General features: G+C 58.0%; 18 protein-coding genes and 1 pseudogene. 7 read left to right on the top strand and 12 right to left on the bottom strand.

Going from position 1 to position 20665, the window contains the following annotated elements:
• Window positions 1-67: 67 nt before the first annotated feature.
• The 8 genes and pseudogenes from AC3IT9_RS18755 to AC3IT9_RS18720 all read right to left on the bottom strand — a co-directional run bounded on the left by AC3IT9_RS18755 (window position 68) and on the right by AC3IT9_RS18720 (window position 7697).
• The gene (locus AC3IT9_RS18755) at window positions 68-760 is read right to left on the bottom strand and encodes an RES family NAD+ phosphorylase (protein ID WP_489270685.1); all 693 of its coding nucleotides are present in this window, start codon (window positions 758-760) and stop codon (window positions 68-70) included.
• Entirely contained in the window at window positions 754-1152 is a 399-nt protein-coding gene (locus tag AC3IT9_RS18750; RefSeq protein ID WP_489270684.1) for an antitoxin Xre-like helix-turn-helix domain-containing protein, read from the bottom strand. The genes AC3IT9_RS18755 and AC3IT9_RS18750 overlap by 7 nt, the downstream gene beginning before the upstream one ends.
• Before the next feature lie 127 nt (window positions 1153-1279).
• On the bottom strand, window positions 1280-2473 hold the full coding sequence (locus AC3IT9_RS18745; protein WP_489270683.1) for a Fic family protein: 1194 nt from the start codon (window positions 2471-2473) through the stop codon (window positions 1280-1282).
• 341 nt (window positions 2474-2814) lie between these two features.
• Window positions 2815-3015, bottom strand: a pseudogene (locus tag AC3IT9_RS18740) (methyl-accepting chemotaxis protein); the annotation flags it as partial.
• 322 nt (window positions 3016-3337) lie between these two features.
• Entirely contained in the window at window positions 3338-3472 is a 135-nt protein-coding gene (locus AC3IT9_RS18735) for a hypothetical protein (RefSeq protein ID WP_257605575.1), read from the bottom strand.
• A 246-nt stretch (window positions 3473-3718) separates the two neighbouring features.
• Window positions 3719-5755, bottom strand: a complete 2037-nt coding sequence (locus tag AC3IT9_RS18730; RefSeq protein WP_489270682.1) for an LTA synthase family protein — start codon at window positions 5753-5755, stop codon at window positions 3719-3721.
• A 32-nt stretch (window positions 5756-5787) separates the two neighbouring features.
• A complete protein-coding gene (locus tag AC3IT9_RS18725; protein WP_489270681.1) occupies window positions 5788-6405 on the bottom strand; it encodes a hypothetical protein in 618 nt (205 codons plus the stop codon).
• Entirely contained in the window at window positions 6402-7697 is a 1296-nt protein-coding gene (locus tag AC3IT9_RS18720; protein WP_489270680.1) for a sialidase family protein, read from the bottom strand. The genes AC3IT9_RS18725 and AC3IT9_RS18720 overlap by 4 nt, the downstream gene beginning before the upstream one ends.
• 273 nt (window positions 7698-7970) lie before the next feature.
• Between AC3IT9_RS18720 and AC3IT9_RS18715 the strand changes: the two genes are divergently transcribed.
• Complete coding sequence (locus AC3IT9_RS18715) at window positions 7971-8873, top strand: universal stress protein (protein WP_151215056.1); 903 nt, start codon at window positions 7971-7973, stop codon at window positions 8871-8873.
• 35 nt (window positions 8874-8908) lie between these two features.
• On the opposite strand, the gene AC3IT9_RS18710 is transcribed toward AC3IT9_RS18715, so the two are convergent.
• Together AC3IT9_RS18710 and AC3IT9_RS18705 are read right to left on the bottom strand one after the other, a co-directional pair.
• Window positions 8909-9286 carry a hypothetical protein gene (locus AC3IT9_RS18710; protein WP_150726011.1) on the bottom strand — a complete coding sequence of 126 codons (378 nt, stop codon included), beginning with the start codon at window positions 9284-9286 and terminating at the stop codon, window positions 8909-8911.
• A 156-nt stretch (window positions 9287-9442) separates the two neighbouring features.
• On the bottom strand, window positions 9443-10747 hold the full coding sequence (locus AC3IT9_RS18705; protein WP_489270679.1) for an MFS transporter: 1305 nt from the start codon (window positions 10745-10747) through the stop codon (window positions 9443-9445).
• Between the two features lie 272 nt (window positions 10748-11019).
• Here AC3IT9_RS18705 and AC3IT9_RS18700 point away from each other — a divergent pair, with 272 nt between their 5' ends.
• The gene (locus AC3IT9_RS18700) at window positions 11020-13857 is read left to right on the top strand and encodes an AMP-binding protein (protein ID WP_489270678.1); all 2838 of its coding nucleotides are present in this window, start codon (window positions 11020-11022) and stop codon (window positions 13855-13857) included.
• Between the two features lie 264 nt (window positions 13858-14121).
• Here AC3IT9_RS18700 and AC3IT9_RS18695 read toward each other — a convergent pair whose 3' ends face one another.
• Window positions 14122-14460, bottom strand: coding sequence for a hypothetical protein (locus tag AC3IT9_RS18695; RefSeq protein WP_489270677.1), 339 nt, complete (start codon window positions 14458-14460; stop codon window positions 14122-14124).
• 370 nt (window positions 14461-14830) lie between these two features.
• On the opposite strand from AC3IT9_RS18695, the gene AC3IT9_RS18690 reads away from it, so the two are divergent.
• Together AC3IT9_RS18690 and AC3IT9_RS18685 are read left to right on the top strand one after the other, a co-directional pair.
• Window positions 14831-16600: an S-type pyocin domain-containing protein gene (locus AC3IT9_RS18690; protein ID WP_489270676.1), complete on the top strand. Its 1770-nt coding sequence runs from the start codon at window positions 14831-14833 to the stop codon at window positions 16598-16600.
• A complete protein-coding gene (locus tag AC3IT9_RS18685) occupies window positions 16600-16872 on the top strand; it encodes a hypothetical protein (RefSeq protein WP_102685608.1) in 273 nt (90 codons plus the stop codon). Before AC3IT9_RS18690 ends, AC3IT9_RS18685 begins: the two co-directional genes overlap by 1 nt.
• A 155-nt stretch (window positions 16873-17027) precedes the next feature.
• On the opposite strand, the gene AC3IT9_RS18680 is transcribed toward AC3IT9_RS18685, so the two are convergent.
• A complete protein-coding gene (locus AC3IT9_RS18680; RefSeq protein ID WP_095946406.1) occupies window positions 17028-17300 on the bottom strand; it encodes a hypothetical protein in 273 nt (90 codons plus the stop codon).
• A gap of 297 nt (window positions 17301-17597) precedes the next feature.
• Between AC3IT9_RS18680 and AC3IT9_RS18675 the strand changes: the two genes are divergently transcribed.
• The 3 genes from AC3IT9_RS18675 to AC3IT9_RS18665 all read left to right on the top strand — a co-directional run bounded on the left by AC3IT9_RS18675 (window position 17598) and on the right by AC3IT9_RS18665 (window position 20543).
• Window positions 17598-18956, top strand: coding sequence for an MATE family efflux transporter (locus AC3IT9_RS18675; RefSeq protein ID WP_489270674.1), 1359 nt, complete (start codon window positions 17598-17600; stop codon window positions 18954-18956).
• A 208-nt stretch (window positions 18957-19164) separates the two neighbouring features.
• A complete protein-coding gene (locus AC3IT9_RS18670; protein WP_489270673.1) occupies window positions 19165-19836 on the top strand; it encodes a phosphoribosyltransferase in 672 nt (223 codons plus the stop codon).
• 137 nt (window positions 19837-19973) lie between these two features.
• Window positions 19974-20543, top strand: coding sequence for a YceI family protein (locus tag AC3IT9_RS18665; protein WP_489270672.1), 570 nt, complete (start codon window positions 19974-19976; stop codon window positions 20541-20543).
• Window positions 20544-20665 lie beyond the last annotated feature (122 nt).

Below are 20665 nucleotides of genomic sequence, written 5' to 3'. Positions count from 1 at the left end.
GTGACTATCGATGCGGTCAATGGATCGAACAGCGCCTGTATAAGTACCTCTTTCTGTGGCGAGGCAATCAGGCTTCGTTTATCTGGCTCACACTCGTGATCTGCCCATTCCAGACCATCTCGTAATGCGCCGTCTGCACAATCGACGAAACCGGCCTCGGCGTCATCAACGCCCAGCAATGACTGCCCGGCATCCGCACCGAGTGATAACGCAACCCAGGGCAACCGGCATCGCGCACCGCGCGCCCCAGCACACGGGAATGGCTGTAGTCGTCCGGCGCATACACCGGATCGCTCATCGGCAGGGCCGCGGCATCCATCATCCCTCCATCGCCAAAAGCACAAGCCAACCCACGAAACACAAAGCGCTCATAGTTCAGGCTCGGCACCCTCGACCAATACAGCGCCTGGTGATGCCGCACCTCGGCCAGCGCCGCTTCCATCGAATCCGCCAGGTACAACACCCCAAAACGCCCGTCACTGAAACGCGACCCCGCCGGGTTGACGTGGGTAAACGGCGCAATGGCGTAGGAGCAACCCGCAATACCGAACGGAATCTCGCTGCGCGCAATCAACTCAAGCTGACCCACCTCATTCTTCAACCGCGGATTGGTCAGTGCCTGAATCTCGAACAACACCTCGAATTCATCCGCATCCGCCACATCATCAAACAACGCAATGGGCGGAAACTTCGAATTGACCAGGCGATAAGCCTGCAACGACTGACCGGCAAACACCGCCAGCTCACTCGCCATCACCATTGCGCACCCCGCAGCATGTCGATACGGCGGAAGGTTTCATACAGCGAAATCATGTCGCCCTGGGCCATGATCTCCAGCGGCGAACGCCCGTTGAAAAACTCGTTGTCATTGGCCATCGAGGCAAAGCCGTACACGTTGTCCGGGTTGTCGAGCACCAGCCGCAACGTCGCGTGAATGTTCAGCACGAAGCTGATGCGCTGCATCTGATCCGCATCCAGCGCCACTGCCCAATCCGGGTCACGCTGACGGGCGCGGGTATAGGTGCTGCGGGAAATACGCAGGATGCGACAGGCCTGCTCGCTGGTGGCTTTCCACTTTTCCAGAATGCTCACGGCGGCGCGCAGACCAGTGACGCATTGGTTTTTGCTGAAGGATTGGGCGGGGACGGCCATGTTCGTGTCCTTGGTTTGCATCTATAGATTCAAATGTAGATTTATTGAGTCTATAGAGCAATGTTGGTGCGACAGGTGGGCCTGGCGTGCCAATGCAATAGGGCAGCGATCTTGCTGAGGCTATGTGCTACTGAAACCGTCGATGCAGGTCTGGAAAAACATCCTGGGCAAACCAGGCGGGCAGGCCGGGGGTCACGACTCTGGATTTTGGCGTTCGGCTTTCTACCAGGCCGACTTTTACAAGCCTGGATAACTCGTCGATTGCCGGGCGCGGCGTCAGGCCGGTGAACGTCTTGATTTCATTGCGTGGCAAGCTGCCTTGGGTGATTAACGCGATGATCGCAGGTGCACTTTCCGGACGGATACCTTGCTGTAGAAGTCTCTCGTTGTAGCGAAACGCGCGTATTACGCGCTCACGCAGTCGGGATGGGTCCACCGCGGCAATCATGTAGTCGACCTGGTCGTGACAAACCTGCAGCATGAACTCAATGAATTCGAAATAACGTCGCTGGGACAGTTGAGCCCGTCCGTCCAAATCACCTTCTCGTGCGCGGTCGGCCATGGTCAGGGCGCTGTAGTAATCCTGATGCCGTCGTGCAAGGCCACGTGACAGTGACCAGAGGGTTGGCTCCAGCCCCAGATGTACCAACTGCAAATGGGTGATCAACCGTGCAACCTGACCATTCCCGTCGGTAAAGGGGTGAACCCAGGCGAGCCTATGGTGGTAGGCAAGCGAAGAAATCAGCTGGCGGCGAGGGTCCGTCTGCCGGCCAAACCCTGACTGAAGGTGTCGCAGCATCGCCTCGACAGCTGAAGCGTCCGGCGCATCATGATTGCCGACGATCACGTTTTGACCCGTGACCGACCGAAGTATGCCGGGCTGCATTATTGAGCCATCTGACAACGTACGTTCTGCGTCACTGGCTCCGCGAAAAAGCCGGTAATGCGCAGCGCTCACGAACTCGGGTGAGAACATGTCGCCCCAGGTAAAGGGGCCCCGCTGGCGCAACGTCCGCTCAAACAAGGCTTGTACCGCCATCTGTTCAACCGCCAGGCTTTTGAGCTGTTTACGATCTTTGATCGGCGCCGTTTGTGCTTTCTGCATATCGGCAGGCTCGGTGTATTGCCCTTCGATCAGGTTCGAGTAGTACGTATTGGTGATTTGCAGGAGACGGCCGAGTCGTGTGGCGGTTTCAGGCGATAGTCGCCCGGCTAAAAACTGGGTCTTTCTGGGCAACGCATCTGCAAGATCAATGATCGATGGGGGCAACGACTCCGGGAGAACCGGGTCTAGCCAGGATTTCGATGTGATTAAGGACATGGCAGTTCGTATCGTCAGAATTGTCTTCACATTTTATTTCACATAGATAATCGTTTAACAAGCCTTATTTTGTTGGGTTTTATGTGTGTTTGTGGGGATTTTTAACTGAGCTACCTTCACATTTTATTTCACAATTTTATTTGAAAAAAAACCAGGACTCTGAAGAGCCAATCGCCAGCGAATACAAATCGAGCGCCTATGAGGCGCTCGTGGTCAATTGCTTCGCTGTGGCGCCCTCAAGTAGCGTCTGCAACTTGCCTGGCCTGCGGGTTACCCGCCGTTTTCCCATTGGGAATAAACGCCGCACCCACGGCTGCATTACTGATGAAACGTCCGCCCCAACGCATCCACCGCGACCCGCCGATGGCGCGATACAACAGTGTCAACAACACACTGATATCACCGCCCACCAGCAGCGCCTGCTTGAACGTGTCGTACCAGAACGCCAGGCCCATTGCGAAGACGAACATCAGCCAGATCAGGCCCGGCATGATGCGGTCGGCTTTGCGGTAATGGTCGAGGGAACGAGGGGGGAAGGGCATGTACGCTTACTCCATGTATTCGAACCGGGAAAAAACCGGGCTAGGACTGATACCGGAAGAAAAGCCTGACACCGACCCTGTGGCGAGGGAGCAAACGCCCTCGCCACAGGACTTTTATCGCTTAAGCCATTGAGGCAAATCTGTTGCCGGCATGGTTGAGGTGTAATGGAGAAATCGTGGAGAGTGTAGCTATTAGCCATCAATCTTGGCAGGTACGACGTCGCTTGTGGAAAACAATGTCCGATATAGAGGCGAGTAATGCTGAATTGGCGGGGGGGGGACGACAGACTCCATTGCAAAGCCTGTCGTACCCCCGGGGTCATTACGACTTCTTCGGCGGATAGTTGCCGCGCAAGTCACCGGACTTCTTGCCGGTTTTGCCGGGCAGGTTTGGCACGACCGGACGGGATCTGGGCTGGGGGTTGGAGCGGCTTTGGGGTTGAGGTTGTTTGCTCATTGCTCGCCTCCTGAATTTCAGGGTTTCGCGAAGTGCTTTACTGATGAAGTTTAGCTAATTGACTGTGGGCTGCTTCGTTTGGCACTTGGGGAGTGCGTTGTGAGCGATGCCGATCAGGGTCAAATCAACGGCTGCAACTGAGTAAGCAAGTGCTCTTGCCTTCAAAATACGTTGGCGGGGAAAAGGGGATGGTGTACCGGGCCGCGTCTATCTGCACCATAGACGCGGGCTCGCTGGCGCCGGCAGTTACTCTCGCACGTTCTGGTACAGCATCAACCTTGAGGTTTCATGCATGGCGCGGGTCAACTGCACCAGGCGTTTGAACTCTTCAGGGTTTTGCTCGGCCACGTTGTCCAGGGGCGTCTTCGAGGCAAGGTCGTGGAGCGTTGGCGAGCTGCCGTCGTGCTCCATTTGCACCATGTAATGTTGAGTCACGCCGGCAATCAGCGGGAACGTTCCCTCACGCAATACCAGCGGTACCACGCGTTCACCCTCGGGCGCCGGCTGCTGGATATCACGACCCATGCCGCTGTTGCGGAACTCAAGACCGGCCATGCCCGCCACGGTTGGCAGCAAGTCCACCAGGCCAACCGCCTCCTGGACCTTGCGTGTCCCGAGCAAGCCCGGGGCGTGGATGATCATCGGCACCGCATTGCTTTCCAGGCCCAGTTGCTCATAGGCCGGGGCCAGGAAAGGGATCTGCGCGATACGGGTGTTATGGTCGCCAAACAGCACAAAAATGGTGTTGTCGTAGTAGCCGCCAGCCTTGGCGATTTCCATCAAGCGGCCGATGTTGAAGTCCAGCAGGCGCACGGCGTTGTATTGCTCGACACTGCGCGATCCTGCGGCCTGGACTTCCTCGAGGGTAGGGTGCTTGACCTCGAATCCATCATTGGTCTTGGGAATGGTGAAGGGACGATGGTTGCCGGCAGTCTGTACATACGCAAAGAACGGTTTGTCCTTGGGCAGCGCCTGCAGGAGCTGGTCGGTTTCCTTGAACAGGTCCAGATCGGAAATGCCCCAGACATCCACCACCGGGGATTTCCAGTCCCGCTCTTCGTACAAGCGAACGCCGTCGATGCTTTGCCGAATCAAGGCATTCATATTGGCCCAGCCGGAGTTGCCGCCGATGGTGTAGATCTTCTCGTAGCCGGTGAAGGCATTGACCAGGGAGTTCTGCCGGGTGATCAGCGGGTTACGCGTCGCAGTCTCCTGACGCGTCACGTCAGGGACCCCGCTAATGCTGGCCCATACGGTTTTTGCGGTGCCCGTCACCGGCACATAGAAGTGCTCGAAGAACCAGCTCTGCGTGGCCAGGCGATCGATATTGGGGGTCGGATTGATCGGGTTGCCGTAAGCCCCGACGGCACTGGTGCCCAGGGATTCAAGCATGACGAACATCACGTTCGGCGGTCGTGATCCCGGTACTTTGTAGGGTTGTGGTGCCTGGTGGCGAACAAAATTGAGAGTTTGCGGATCGGGCTGGTCAACGCCCAGGTAGTTGGCCATGACTGAATAGTGCTCGCGCACCTGCGCTTCGTCATAGCGCGACTGGCCGACCTTGAGCGTGTCATAGAGGAATAACACCGGGTTGAGCCCCAGTGCGGCAGTCTGGTTATTGCCCGAGAAGAAGGCATCGCTCCAGCGCAATGGCACCGGGTTTTCCAGGTTCATGTTCTCGACACGGCCCAGGATGCCCAGCAATACCGCAATGACCATCAACGCACCGCCCCATGTGGCGGAGAGCGGGTGAATCGGTTTGCGAGGGCGGTCCAGCGTCACGCGTTCCAGGCGCACCAGGGCCAGTGTCGTCAACGCTACCGTTGCCAGCCAACCCAGAGAAATCCAGATGACCGGGTAGGTCTGCCAGACCATGTCACGGGATATTTGTGCATCCTCGATGAAGCGCAATACCGTGGCGTTGATCCTCACGCCCAGGTAAGCGTAATGCCCGAAATCGATGATGTAGATCAGCAGCAGGGCACCCAGGGACGCGAAGATATACAGGCGTGCGATCCAGCGCAGCAAGCGGCTTGTGGTGAGGTTCCAGCGAGGAATCCAGGCCAGCAAGGCCAGCGGCAGCATCACCAGGATGGCCAGGCGCAAATCGAAACGGAAACCGATGCCAAGGGTTTCCCGTACGGCCTCGTCGTTGGTCAGGGCATTAGCGTCGAAACCGGAATAGCCGAAAAAGAACATCACCCGTAGCAGGGCAAACAACGCAAACAGAATCGCTGTCGCGCCTAGCCAATAGTGCAAACGTCTCGATTGCAGCCAACCCATCCAAGTTCCCCTGTTAAATATGTCGTTGAAACTCAAGCGGATCTGGATACGTAACGCACTGAGCTGAGTCGTTTGTTCAGGTAACCATACGTCCAGCGTGTGAAAAGCATCAGAAGTGCCGCGCAGCAAAACAGACCCAGTAGCGGATCAATCAGGTAATCCCAATAGTTTTGCGAAGGTTTTATCCCGGTGATGAAGGCCAGGGTCGCGCTGGCCAGCATCACGACGGCCAGGCTGTTGCGCAGGTAAAACAGGCCCAGTGTGAGCAGTGCGAAGAAAATCAACATCGGGCGCGGGCTGTATCCAAGCCGATAAGGATCCAGATCGCTCAGACCAAGGGTTGCCGGGTACAGCACCAGGGCCAACAGGGCGAACATGATCAAAATGCAGGTTTTACCCTGCCGCGCAGGCGGCAGGACGCCCAGCCGACGTAAACAGCCCCATGCCATGAACACCAGTGACGTGATCGCAAGGTCATCGATGTGGCTGCGCAAATACGTGGCCAACGACAACCCGTCCAGCGGTATGAAGCCGGCGGCCAGCAAGGCGGCAAGCAGAGCGATACGCCAGTTCCTGTTTAAACCGAAAGACGGCAGCACGAGGAAGATGATCATCGCGAAGCTGACATGGGCTTGCCAAAGGTTAATCATTTGAGTCGCTCGGACAGCCACGCATCGTTGAAAGCAACGTGCTTGATGAAAGTGTTGTTCCAGGAATAAACCAGGTGATACATGCCGTCCGGGCTGCGGATGAAATATGGATATTCATATTCAAACTCGCAGCCTCGGGGGTTACACACACGCGTGTCGAGATTGTTCAGGAATTGCGCCTCCAGCGGCTGGCGGAGCGCTCCACTGGAACCGCGGAACTCCTTGCCTATGATTTTCTTGTAGGCCAGGGGTGAAAACGGCTCTCCTTCCGGATCTGGTGATTTGTCCAGGTCACGCAACGAGCGCCAATCGTCCATTTTTTCGTCGGTACCATAGAGGCTCAGCTTGAAGCGCCCCTCTTGCAGGTCATTGAGCGCTACCAGCAACCCGTGCTCGGGGGTTGCGACGGCCGCCAGCGAGGAATTGGGATTCGATGGCTCGAGCGGATAAGGTTCACTCCAGGTTTGTCCGGCATCTTCAGTGCGGGTCGCCAGAACACGGTGGTGGGTGTTGCCGGCATATCGCAACAAGGCGATGCCGCGCTGCCCATCCAGCGGTACCACCGTGGGTTGCAATGAGTTCTTGCCGTGGCTGATGCGGTATTTGTCGATCACATCACCGTCTGCGCTCAAGTAGAGGTATTCGGCAAACTTGCCCAGAAACTCGTGGTAGACCGGTAAACCGATGGAACCGTCGGCATGAAACACGGGGGCGGACCGGACCAGGGTGCTGATGTTCAGAAAGGGGGACGTGATCAGTTGGCGCGGAGCGGACCAATGTTCACCAAGGTCGTCGGAAACCATCACGTTGACTGCACTGCCGGCCCAGCCGCCCATGGACACTGATACGTAGAACAACCACAGGCGTTTATCCGGTGCCAGTGCAATCACCGGATTGCCCAGCTTGCGGATGTATCTTTGGGTGCCCTGTTGGGTCGAACTCCGAGTCGCCAATACCTGTTCAGCACCCCATTCGCCGGTTTTCGCGTCGAAGCGGGCGGAACGCACCTGCACATCGGCTGCGCCTTCGCGAGAGCCAGCAAACCAGGCTGTCATCAAGCTACCGTCAGGCAAGGCTGTTACGGCCGAGGAGTGCACGAAGTCCACCAGCCCGGACGAGGCGAAACGGCTGGTATAAATGGGCCTGGCCACTTGGTCGGTCACAGCCTTCACTGGATTCATCGCAAAGGACGAATGCGTGTGGGCAGGATTGAGTAACCAAGCGGTCACAAAGAGGCAAAACAGTGCGAGATAAACACCGAGGGCAGGAATACTAGGTAGTTTGATGCGCATTTGAGGCTAGGCATCTCTTGGCCCGATCGAGGGCCATAACTTATCACCTATAGTTGCAAGACCGGTTTTTTGCAAATGATGTATTTGTAAGTAAATGTGTTTACGGTGTCGCCGCTGTTGAAAAACTCGACCCGGTGAAGTGGGGAATTGATCGAATCCAGGCGTATATTGATAGTGTCGATCCAGACAGTTGAGGCGATAGTAAATCGTCGGTGGTGTGACAGGCGAGAGCGCTGGGGGAGCTAGATATCCCGGAACGTTTGGAGGTGTTACATGAGCCAATATCAACGACTCTTACTGATAGTCGGTCCTGCCATGCGTCACACCCCGGCGTTGGAGCGAGCTGTCGCCATTGCCGAAGCCACTGGCGCTGCGCTGCACATCACGGTGTTTATCGAAGACTCCAACCTCTTGGGCTTGATGAGCGCCGGTGCGCGTTTTCGTGAGGCCTGTCAGCAAGAGAACGAAAAGTGGCTGAAGGATGAGGCCGATCTGATCCGCGGGCGCGGGGTCAAGGTGAGTACCGAAGTGCTTGTTACGCGAACCGCGCTGCAAGAAATACTTCAGCATGTGGCAGAAATGCAGCCGGATCTGGTTATCAAGGACGTGCAACACGAGTCAGCGCTCAAACGCGTTTTCATTACGCCTCTGGATTGGCACCTGTTGCGCGAATGTCCGGTGGCTGTGCATCTGGTCAGCGAAGTCAGGTGCCCACTTCCGCGAGTGGTAGTGGCGGCAGTCGATCCGTCACACCCCGAGACTCAGATCACTGGCATCAACGACCGCATCATCCAGGTGGCGAACGGATTGTCGATGCAATGCAGCGCGGAGCTTCATCTGCTGCATGCCTACGATCTATCGCAGACACATATATCCGACGCAGGTGCTGGTGCAGTGACGATGCTGGGCTTCAGCAGCGATGTGCGCAAGTCACTGCAAAAGTCATTTATCGCACTGGCCGACCACTACGGCGTGCCCAATGAGCGACAACACTTCGTTGAAGGGCCGCCTGGCAAAGCGCTGGCCGACTTCGCAGCGCATCACCGGGCCGATGTGATCGTCATGGGAAATGCGCATCGCAAGGGGCTGGGCAAATGGGTGGGCAGTACGACGGAGCATGTTCTATATAAAGTGCCCTGCAACATTTTCGCCGTTACGGGGACAGCGGATCAGTAAATTGATTCGCTGTTAAATGACTCGCAAAGAACGGCTCAGCGACTGGGGCGGTTTTTTTTGAGCGCGCGTGCCGAGATATCCCGGTAGGTATCGCCATCGGTTGCCGCCAAGAGCTTGCCACCGTCCTTAAGGGTGGCCATGAAGGTCACTTCCGTGCTGTGGCCCGCGAGCAGATAGCCGGCGATGGCACCGACCGGCCCCAACAACATCGCGCCCGCAATGCCCAGGCCGATGGCGGCCTTTATATTCTTGTTGGATTCCGTGCTCTGGACCGTTAGATCTTTGAATTCCGAGACGGAAAAACTCTTTTTTCCCTGTCGTGGTTTGAAGGTCGTTTTGAGCGTGATGGTACCCAGATGATATTCCCCGTTGCACTGTGGGAAGTCACCGGCGAGCATGATGATCTCGGTCATGTGGCGTATTCTCTGGACGATCATTTTAGGGTAGACATTGCGCGCACCCAAACTCAAAACGTCAACGATCTGACGATGAGTGGCAGCCATAGGTCCTGTCAGACAACGCCAATTGACTGCACCAGGCGAAAGCTGGCCCGATAGGGATCGTCCCTTTCACTTTGCGAGACTCTCGGTATGGCTGATAGCTGCCTGCCGCCCGCGCTTGAGGTCGACGCCGGCCAGGATCAGCAGGCCGACTACGAAATAACTGCCGGTGATCAGCATCGCCAGGCGGTGATCGCCACCGGACAGCCAACTGGTCAGGCCGTAAGTCATGGGGCCGAGGATTGCCGACAGTTTGACCGCCAGCCCCCAGAGGCCGAAGAACTCCGCCAGGCGCGTCGGCGGCGCCAGCAGTCCGACTATCGCGCGGCCAGCCGATTGGCTGGCGCCCATGCACAGACCGGCGAGGTTGGCCGCCAGCCAGAATAGCTCGGGGCCGCGCGCGAACCAGACCAGACCGACCATGCCGAGCCAGCCCACCAGGGTCAGCGCCAGCGTGGCGCGATGGCCGAGGCGATCCTGCAGCCAACCGAACAGCACGGCACCGATGGAGGCCGTGATATTCACCACGAAGATCAGCAGCAGCGTGTCCTGGGTACTGAAGCCCATGACCTGATTGGCATAGATGGCAGCCAGGGCGATCACCGCCGAGATACCGGCCTGGTAGCAGACGGTGCAGGCAAGGAAGCGCAGCAGGTCGCGATAGCGCTCGGCTTCGCGCAGCGTCTGCGCGAAGCGCGCTAGCGCCGCTTGCGCAATAGGCGTGTCGCCGCGCCCGGGCTGCGACTGGCTGCGTTCGCGCAGGAACAGGAAGGTCGGCACGCTGGCTACAGCGAACAAGGCCGCGGTGATCAGCATGCACACCGGCACGAACTGCGCCGCAGTCTGGCCCTGCGCCTGAGCCCAACTGACGAAGGCCAGACAGGCGCCCAGGCTGACCAGGCCGCCGATGTAGCCGAACCCCCAGCCCCAACCGGACACCTTGCCCAAGGCATCTGCTCGGGCGAGTTGGGGCAAGAAGGCGGCGATCAGGTTCTCGCCGCTGCCGAAACAGAAGTTCGATAGCACGATGAAAAGGATCGCGACACCGAGCTCCCCCGGTCCGGCCAGCGCGAGTCCAGAGGTGAAGGCGACGCAACCGACCGTGCTGAACAGCAGCAGGCGCTTCTTGCAGGCGAAGGCGTCGGCATAGGCGCCGATCAGCGGCGCGGTCAGGATGATCAGGGCATAGGACAGAGCGGTGGCGCTGGTCCAGGCCAGCGTACCCCAGGCTTCGCCCTTGGCGACCACCGCGACGAAGTAGGCATTGAACACGGCAGTGATCACCACCGTCGTGTAGCCGGAGTTGGCGAAATCGAACATCGCCCAAGCCCAGATTTCTCGACGTGTCACTCCGGGGGCAAGGCTGGCTGGCATGGCGATGTCTCTGTATGCGCTGGGTCCTTAAGAGCCTAGCCCTAATACCAGTAGGAGCAGTCGGTCGACGCTCAATTGCTAGCGATGGACGTTAACGATAACGCGGGTTTTCTGAATAAACGCGCCGCCCTGGAGTCCATCGCGAGCAAGCTCGCTCCTACACATCCTGGGAGCTCTGCAATCGCTGATGGCATTCCCAGTCGCCGTCATAGGCGCATAATGGCAATTGGCAAGGATCTACACACAGAGTGTCCTGTCATGAGGGGCCGCCGATGTCTCGTCCGCCTCCAGAAACCCGTGCCGTTCCCCATTCCGATGGGGACGCGGAAAAATTGCTCGAAATTGTCCAGCGCACCGTGGTCGAGTTGCGGCCGCAGGCGGCAGAAGGTTTGCAAGTCACCTTGCACAGCGTGCTCGACCGGGACCTGGGCGTAGACAGCCTGGCCCGGGTCGAGTTGTGGTCACGTATCGAGCACGAATTCGCTGTGCGCTTACCGGAAACCCTGTTCGCCTCGGCGGACACCCCCGGCGATGTACTGCGCGTGCTACACCGCAGACAGGGTGCCGAGGCGGTACGCCCGTTGTCCTCCAGCGATGCCAGCGAGGCCCCGACAGCAACGGGGCAGGCTCCTGACGCCGCGCGGACCTTGATCGAAGTGCTGGAATGGCATGTGCGCCATCAGCCGCAACATCCCCATGTGCGCCTGCTGGATGAAAGTGAGCAGCCGGAGGACATCAGCTATGGCGCCTTGCACCAGGACGCTCTGGCCGTTGCCGCAGGACTGCAACGCAGTGGCTTGCAGGCGGGTCAGACCGTGGCCTTGATGCTGCCCACCGGGCGCGACTTTCTCCATGGCTTTTTTGGAACGCTGTTGGCCGGCGGTGTGCCGGTGCCCATCTACCCACCGCTGCGCCTGTCGCAGATTGAGGATCATCTGCGCCGCCAGGCTGGCATCCTGCGCAACGCCGAAGTCAAAGTGCTGATTACCGTGACGCAAGCGAAGCTGCTCGCCCGACTGCTCCAGCCGCAGGTTCCGAGTCTGACTCGCATTGCCACCGTGGCCGAGTTGACCGGTGAGGGGGGCGAGTGCATCACACCCGCGCGGCAACCGGATGACCTCGCCTTCCTGCAGTACACCTCGGGCAGCACTGGACAGCCCAAGGGCGTGATGGTCAGCCACGCCAGTCTGCTGGCCAATCTGCGCGCCATGGGTGGGGCTCTGAACGTGGGGCCACAGGACGTGTTCGTCAGCTGGTTGCCCATGTACCACGACATGGGCCTGATCGGTGCCTGGCTGGGCAGCCTGTATTACGGCTACAGCCTGGTGCTGATGTCGCCGCTGGCTTTCCTTGCGCGGCCGGCACGCTGGTTATGGGCTATCGACCGCTTCCGCGGCACGTTGTCGGCGGCGCCCAACTTCGCCTACGAACTGTGCCTGAGCAAACTCGCTGACGGCGACCTCGAAGGTCTGGACCTGAGCAGTTGGCGCGTGGCCTTCAACGGTGCCGAGCCGGTCAGCCCGGATACCTTGCAACGCTTCACCGAACGATTCGTTCGCTATGGCTTGGCGCCCACAGCGCTGGCGCCGGTCTATGGGTTGGCCGAGGCCACGCTGGGCGTGGCCTTTCCTCCCCTGAACCGAGGGCCGCTGATCGACAGGGTTCAGCGCGAAGCGTTCCAGGCCCGCGGCAATGCACTGCCCGCCGAAGCGGACGCCAGCGCGACGCTACGCTTCGTCTCCAGCGGCCGGCCGCTGCCGGGCCATCAGATTCGCATCGTCGATGGCCGCGGGGTCGAACTCCCCGAACGCAGCGAAGGTCACCTGCAATTCAGCGGGCCGTCCACCACCGGTGGCTACTACCGTAACCTCGAAGAGACCCGCCGGGTGCTGCGCGATGGCTGGTTCGACTCGCTCGACTTCGCCTACATGGCCGGTGGTGAGGTCTACCTGACCGGCCGCGCCAAGGACCTGATCATCCGTGCCGGGCGCAACATCTACCCCTATGATGTCGAAGCGGCGGTCGGCAATTTGCCCGGTCTGCGCAAAGGCTGCATCGCGGTGTTCGGCAGTCCTGACCCGGCCACCGGCACCGAGCGCCTGGTGGTGTTGGCAGAAAGCTACGAGAAGGAAGCTGCCGCGCGGCAACGCCTGCAGCAGGAAGTCAATCGCATCGTGGTCGACCTCACCGGTGTGCCACCTGACGACATCGTTCTGGCGCCACCGCATAGCGTACTGAAGACCTCCAGCGGCAAGATTCGCCGTGCTGCCAGCCGCGAACTGTATGAGCGAGGCGAAGTGGATCGGCCGCACCTCGCTGTGTGGCACCAGATACTGCGCCTGGTGCTGCAGGCCGTACGCGGGCATTTCGGCCGCAGCTGGCGGAGCTGCCGTGCCGCGCTGTATGCCGCTTACATCTGGCTGCTGTTCTGGCTGGTCACACCGCTGACCTGGCTGGGCGTCGCGCTCCTGCCGCGCCAGCGTTGGTGCCGCAGCTTTACCCGCGCAGCCGCACGGCTGTTCGTGCGCCTGGCGGGGGTGCCGTTCAGCGTCACGGGGCTGGAGCGCCTGCCAGAGTCAAGGGTGAGCGTGCTGGCCGTAAACCATGCCAGCTACCTCGACGGCATCATTCTCTGCGCAGCCCTGCCGCCGCAGTTCAGCTTCGTTGCCAAGCGCGAACTGGCTGACCAGCGGATTGCCGGCCTGTTTCTACGCAAGCTCGGCGCCCGTTTCGTCGAACGCTTCGACCTGCAGCGCAGCGCCGCAGACACCGAGCCCCTGGCCGAGGCGCTACAGGCTGGCCAGCCACTGGTGTTCTTCCCCGAGGGGACCTTTACCCGGGAGCCAGGCTTGCGCACCTTCCACATGGGCGCCTTCGTGCTCGCCGCGCGTGTCGGCGTGCCGCTGCTGCCGGTCGCAATCCGCGGTACGCGCAGGGTGCTGCGCGACGGACAGTGGTTCCCGCGCCACGGTGCAATCCACGTCATTGTCTGCCCCCCGCTGTTGGCGCAGGGACCGGGCTGGATAGAGGCAATCAAGCTGCGGGATGCAACGATAGCGGTGCTGCTAGAGCACCTGGATGAATCTGAACGGGCCCAGCTCGCAGGTTAGGCGATGACTTCGCCGGTGTCGGCTTTCCAGAGCTGTTTAAAGAGTGGGCAAACGTCAAAAGCTAAACTGGATTCTTATCCTTTATCGAACAAGGCTGATATCGACATCTGCTGTGAGTGACCGCTTCTGGCCGTTCTCTGCCGGTCATGACAGGCTGTTTCTGGCCGATTTTTGCCTGCCCCGAAGTGCTGAAAACGATCCAAAGCCATCATTGGAAGTGCTTGGTATTTCGACTCTGGCATTCGCCAAGCCAGCATCATTCCCTCACCACAACCGTGCCTCTATCTCGTCATATTTACTGGCGATTTTCAAAAAGGTTTCCGCCCACCCACTGCTGAGACTGAGCTCTTGCAGCGGACCTGTTGGCGCAAAAAGTACAGCAAAGTGGGTTCTTGCGGGCAGCACCCCGGCTTTAAGCGATTTGATCAACCCCTCCAGTTCTGCTTTTGCTTCATCGCTGTCAACCCAAAAAGACCAGCAGAAATCATTCTCAGGAAGCGATATCAATTCGAGGGATGCCTCCAGCACATGGATGAGGCGCTCAAGAGGGTTGTTGTGTTGAGTTGATCCACAGACAAACTGCTTTGTACGGTTCATCTCCATAAGGCATCCAGGCGTCAAACCGACGGAAAGAAGATAAAGCCTGGCGCGCTTCGCCAGGATCGAGCCTCAGAACAAGTAAACCACTTTTCTCGTCAGACAAAAAACGGGCACCTTTGATGCCCGTTTTCCTTTACTCAGAATCCTGCGCCCGTAACCGCCGCCCAATCACATCTATCAAGTCACAACCATCGTGCAACGGAATGGCCAACGGTGAGGATTTTGCTGGAAGCCGCAGAGGTTGTTTGGGCCTAATGCTATTTTTCGCGCGATGCATGCAGTAAATATTGAAGTATTGAAATTGCTATGTTGTTGCGGCATAACTTTTGTTCTGTCTATTTAATGGAATTAATATTGTTGCATGGAGTGCTATATGCAAAAACCAGTTACTCATTATTCACCTTCAATAACGTCTGGGTCTCTGCCGGTTCAAGCTGCGCAAGTCTCAGTTTTTCCTTCAGGCTTCGATAGCATTTTGTTTTGGGATGGGAATGTCCCGGCGGTTACTACGCCGCATAGTATTGAGGGCGTCAAAAAAACCAGAAACGAATACCAACAATTAGTGGCGATATTTCTTTCGGCGCACGATCAGATAACGAATGTTTTTTCGGGTGGTGCACCGAATATTCGAGATTATCTAGAGAAACGCATAGCCGCAGGCATTGACTCCCAAGAGTTAAATGCGCTGGAAGCTGCCTTAAAAAAGAAAGTGATCATCGTTGAGCTTTTGCAAAGGGTCACAATGCACGGAAGTTGGCACGATGCAATATTGCATATTGGCGTGGACGCATTGTCGCTAGACAGGGAAACAATTGCCGAGTTTTTTGCAAGTGATGTGGAGTCAGAAAGAGATGATGAAGTACGACTAAGTTTTTATGAAGAGTTCCTGTTGTCGCTAACTGCCGCCTACGTTAAACGAATCCTTATCGAGGCCGTTCGCATTTTGGAGGACGCTTCCGCAACTGCAGACGCTGAAATCCATCGCGCCTTGGCAAGGGGCGAAGTCGCCTACACCTACAGGTTGCCCATTGGTCATGGCGAAGAGGCAGGAACCGTGGCGGGTGCCATTGCCATCCATTTCGCCGACGGTTGGACCTTCGGGGCGCGAATCCAGGGAGGCATTAGGTTATTGGCAGGGTTGGGGGAAGCACTAATCAGTCGGGCCACTGCTGTTGGGATCGGAGCCTTGTTCTATTCACCTGCTCTTGCTAACGGCGAACGCTTTCCTCAAACAGCTCTCAAACTACCCGGTACCACTTTTTTACCAAAGCTGCCGTCAAACCTGAATGAAATCGCCGCTGCCGAAGGAACCATTGACCTTCCTTATCGGATTTATGGCGACCTTAACCAATACACACTCGTTGCAACCCCGGCTGGAGGGAGCGTCTCGGAAAAAGTGCCAGTACGAGCATTGGCATTCGATCCAACGACCAGCAGCTACAGTTTCACGTCAAACGATACACCGCCCATTATCCTCAGTTTTCCAATTATTCACTTGGGAAACGGTTCGACAACTTCGCCTGCCCGACCTGCGCAAGTACCGACATACACTGGAGTTACGCTGTCGCCATTGCTTGTGCAGCCTGAAACCTTACCCGCGGTCGAGTTGCCTGATTTCAGGGATTGCATTTACTGCTTTCCGATTGAAAGCGGTCTACCGCCAATCTACGTTGTTTTTAATAGTCCTTATGAAGGAGCAACCACAAGGGGAAAATACAGCGGTCGACTTTTCAATCCCGCCAAAGCTGGAGGCCCAATCCTCGATCTCGATTGGACAAGTGCTGCTGTGACCCAAACGGGTATTGACCTGGTCAAATTACATACGGGACGTTTCAGATCTTCGGATGCCAATGCCATCATGATTGATCGCTTGAAAAAAATTCTGCTGGGTGAATTGGTCATCACAGATGTGGACAAACGCTTCTATACTCATGAAATCAGAGAGCTCGAACGTTACAGAGCATTAGGTGTAGCTGACGGTGTAAACTCGGATGACGGTGTTGTTTGGAACAACACTCACGCCGCGACGCCGGAGGACTACAAAGTCAAAGATGCTTTTGAATTGCTCTATACGCCTGATGCTTTAGAAGCGGATGAAAAGCAAAGGGAACGAGAGTACAAGGAACTTGGAGGGATAAAATAATGAGCGTCATTGCAACCATCGTGCTTAACGAGAAACCTGAAGAGGTAATTCTATTTGTAACCAAAAATCAATTAGGTATTTCCTTTCCTCAGCTTGATGGCCTTTATAATCGGGCTAACTGGGCGCATGTGGAGAACAACATAGGGCTATTGAACCTTGTCCACAAAATGTGTGATGCCGGTTTTATCAAATATAGTGGGGGCGGAGTTGTGAGAGGGCCCAACTGGAGAGAACCGGCATTCATGCTCGAAGGCAAATATACCTTTGATTGACAGCACCAAGTGCCTGAACGCAGGTGTCAGAGAACGGTGGCAGTAGCCATCATTTCGTGGTCGTCCGGTTCCCTTGTCCGGTCGTTTAAATCATCGAAGGTTTCCCAGGTTGAGCCGCTGTCGCAGCGGCTCTTCTCTTTGTTACGGGCATATTGCTACTCCGCAGCCTGCGCCCGTAACCGCCGCCCAATCACATCCATCAAATCACACCCATCTCGCAACGGAATGACCAGCAACTTGGAAAAGTCCTCCAGCACCACGGTGTCGCAACCAAGTTCGGATCGGTAGGCGATGTTTTCCAGCACCTGCGTGACTGTCCGAATTCGGTAGTCGGCCATGGCTTGCAGAACGTCGAGTGGGGCTTGGGTGTCGATGAGCAGGGAAGCCGGAACCAGATCAATTCCGGTGAGGGGCATATATCGATTCATATTGAATGATCTCTGTTTGATGGGCTCAAGGCCGTCAGTTGGTCATTCTCTATTGTCAGGTCGCCAAACCCGAATCGCCATTCTGGGCGACGGCACCGACTATAAGCCGCACGGGATCAGCGCGGGAAGGTGAGACATTCCGAGCTTCATGTAGGACCCGCGACGATGAAACTTCAGACCTTTCACCTCACGTCGCTGGAAATATAAACACAGACCTGAGATGTTCACGGCCCCTTGGATTCAGCCTCCCACGCTATCCTTAATCTTCGCTCACGCCGTCGAAATGGATCTTCCCGAATGCAAACCCCCAAGCCCCAACGCGCCCTCTGGAAAACCTACCTCCTTTTCCTCGCCCCGATGGTACTGTCGAACTTCCTGCAATCCATGTCCGGCACGGTCAACAGCATCTACATCGGCCAGATGCTCGGCACCCAGGCCCTGGCGGCGGTGTCGGGAATGTTCCCCATCGTGTTTTTCTTCATCGCCCTGGTCATCGGCCTTGGCGCCGGCGCGGGGGTGTTGATCGGGCAGGCGTGGGGGGCGCGGGAGACGCATCTGGTGAAGGCGATTGCCGGGGCGACGTTGTTGTTGGGGGTGTTGATCGGGTTGGTGGCGGCGGTGGTGGGGAGTGTGTTTGCGCGGTCGGCGTTGGTGGGGTTGGGGACGCCGGCGGATGTGCTGGACGATGCGGTGGCGTATGCCCATGTGATGTTGTGGATCATGCCGTCGCTGTTGGTGTTTGTGTTGTTCACGCAGTTGCTGCGCGGGGTCAGTGATACGTTGTCGCCGTTGCTGGCGCTGGTGGTGTCGACCTGCGTGGGGCTGGCGCTGACGCCGGCATTGATTCGCGGGTGGTTGGGTTTTGCGCCGATGGGGATTCAGAGTGCGGCGGTTGCCGGGCTGGTGGGTAACCTGGTGGCGATGGGGCTGCTGGCGTGGCGCTTGCTTGGCAAGGGCCATCCGCTGGCGCCGGACCGCGAGTTCTTTGCGGCGATGAAGCTGGACATGGCGATTCTCGGCAAGGTGCTGCGCATCGGTTTGCCCACCGGATTGCAGATGGTGGTGTTGTCGCTGTCGGAGCTGGTGATTCTGGCGCTGGTGAACCAGCACGGTTCCCAGGCGACGGCGGCGTATGGCGCGGTGACGCAGATCGTCAATTACGTGCAGTTCCCGGCGCTGTCGATTGCGATTACCGCGTCGATCCTCGGAGCGCAGGCGATCGGGGCCGGGCGCATCGAGCGCATGGGGCCGATTTTGCGCACGGGGTTGATGATCAACGTGTGCCTGACCGGTGGTCTGGTGGTGCTGGGGTATTTGCTGTCGCACTGGTTGCTGGCATCGTTCCTCACCGAAGAAGCGACGCGGACCATGGCCCAGCACCTGTTGCACATCATGCTTTGGAGCCTGTTGGTGTTCGGCTTCCAGGCGATCATCGGCGGCATCATGCGCGCCAGCGGCACGGTGATGGTGCCGGTGGCGATTTCCATTGTCTGCGTGGTCGGGATTCAGTTGCCAGCGGCGTATCTGCTGGATGCGAAGTACGGGCTGCAAGGGGTATGGATGGCGTTTCCGGTGGCGTATCTGGGGATGCTGGCGTTGCAGACGCTGTATTACAAAGTGGTGTGGCAGCATCAGAAGATTGAGCGATTGGTGTAGTTGGTTTTTTGATTGCCTGTTCGCGATTGTGGTGGTTCAGTGGTGTAGATGTTGACTGTGCTTGCGCTTTCGCGGGCAAGTCGGATCGCTGCATCGCCGCTCCCACAGGGACGGTGGTGTTTGTAGTCTTGTGCACACTGAAAATCAGGCACTTTATCAGTGGGAGCAGGACTCACCGACAGGCGCGATCGCCTGGGGAGGTTTTCAAATGAGCCCCTTGTCCCATTCCATCCTGCAAGACCGGCCAGCGGCCGGGCGGCGTTTGATTGAGCCGTTGCTGCCTTACGCCAATCGCTCTGATGTCATCGTTCTGGCCTTGCCCCGTGGCGGCGTGCCGGTGGCTTATGAAGTGGCCACGGCGCTGAAGGTTCGCCTGGACCTGATGCTGGTGCGCAAGCTCGGCGTGCCGTCCCACCCGGAGTACGCCATGGGCGCGATTGCCAGTGGCGGTATCCAGATTCGTAATGAAGAGGCGCTGCGGGTGCATCCGATCGATAAGGCTGCATTCGACGCCGTGGTCGAACGGGAAAGCCGCGAGCTGCTGCGCCGCGAGCAGGTCTACCGCGGCACTCGGCCGGCGGTGCAGCTCAAGGATCAGGTGGTGATCCTGATCGACGACGGCCTGGCCACCGGTGCTTCGATGATGGCGGCGATTAAGGCGCTGCGGGTGCAGGGGCCATCGCGCATCGTGGTGGCGGTGCCGGTGGCGCCGATCGAAACGGTGCAGGCGCTGCGCAGTGAGGTGGATGAGTTGATCTGCCCGCTGATACCCGAGTGGTTCATGTCAATTGGCCATTGGTACATGGATTTTTCCCAGACCTCGGATGCCGAGGTGATCGAGCTGTTGCAGCGGGGGTGGCAACGCGGGGAGTGCGGGTAGTGCGGACGGCCAGCGGCAGGCGGTCGCAAATCAACGGGTGAGGTGGAATAAACGCCGGTTGTTTGCTTTAGTCCATTGGGTGCCACCCGACCTGTGCGGCACGCCAACTCAAGACGGGAGCCCTCCCGGAGAGTGCCATGAACCTTCGATCCGCGCGTTGTGTCGCTCTGGCCGGCACGCTTGTGTTCGGCCCGGTGCCGTTTGCTGAAGCCGTGGAATACAAGGATGTGAACGCCAGGGCCAGCACCTTGAGTTTCACCTATGTGCAGATGGGTTCGAAAGCCTTCGGCACCTTTGGCAAGTTCAAGGCCAAACTGGACTTCGACACCGATAACCCCGGCGCCGCCCATGCCGCGCTGACCATCGACCTGAAAAGCATCGACGCCGGCAACAACGACGCCAACACCGAGCTGCAAAAACCGGCGTGGTTCGACACCGCGACTTATCCGGTGGCGACCTTCGAGTCGACGTCCATCAAGGCCCTGGGCAATAACCGCTACACCATCACCGGCAAGCTTTCCCTGCGGGGACTCACTCGGGAAGTGAGTGTGCCGGTGCTGCTCAAATCGGAGAGCGCCATCGGCATCTTCGAGGGCCAACTGGTGCTCAAGCGTGACGACTTCAAGATCGGCGAGGGCGAGTGGGCGGACAGTGTGGTGTCCAACGAGATCAATATCCGCTTCCGGATGGTGGCGCCGCAGCGGTGAGTTGGGCCGAACGTTAACTTCCGGTCAACGACATTCCTGTTGTGGGAGCGAGCCTGCTCGCGAAGGCGGCGAACCTGTCGTAGAGATGTCGCCTGACACTCCGCTTTCGCGAGCAGGCTCGC

Source organism: Pseudomonas sp. KH_046_1 (assembly GCF_057839025.1).
Note: the sequence above shows the minus strand (reverse complement) of the source record. Positions and strands in the feature narration are given on the sequence as shown.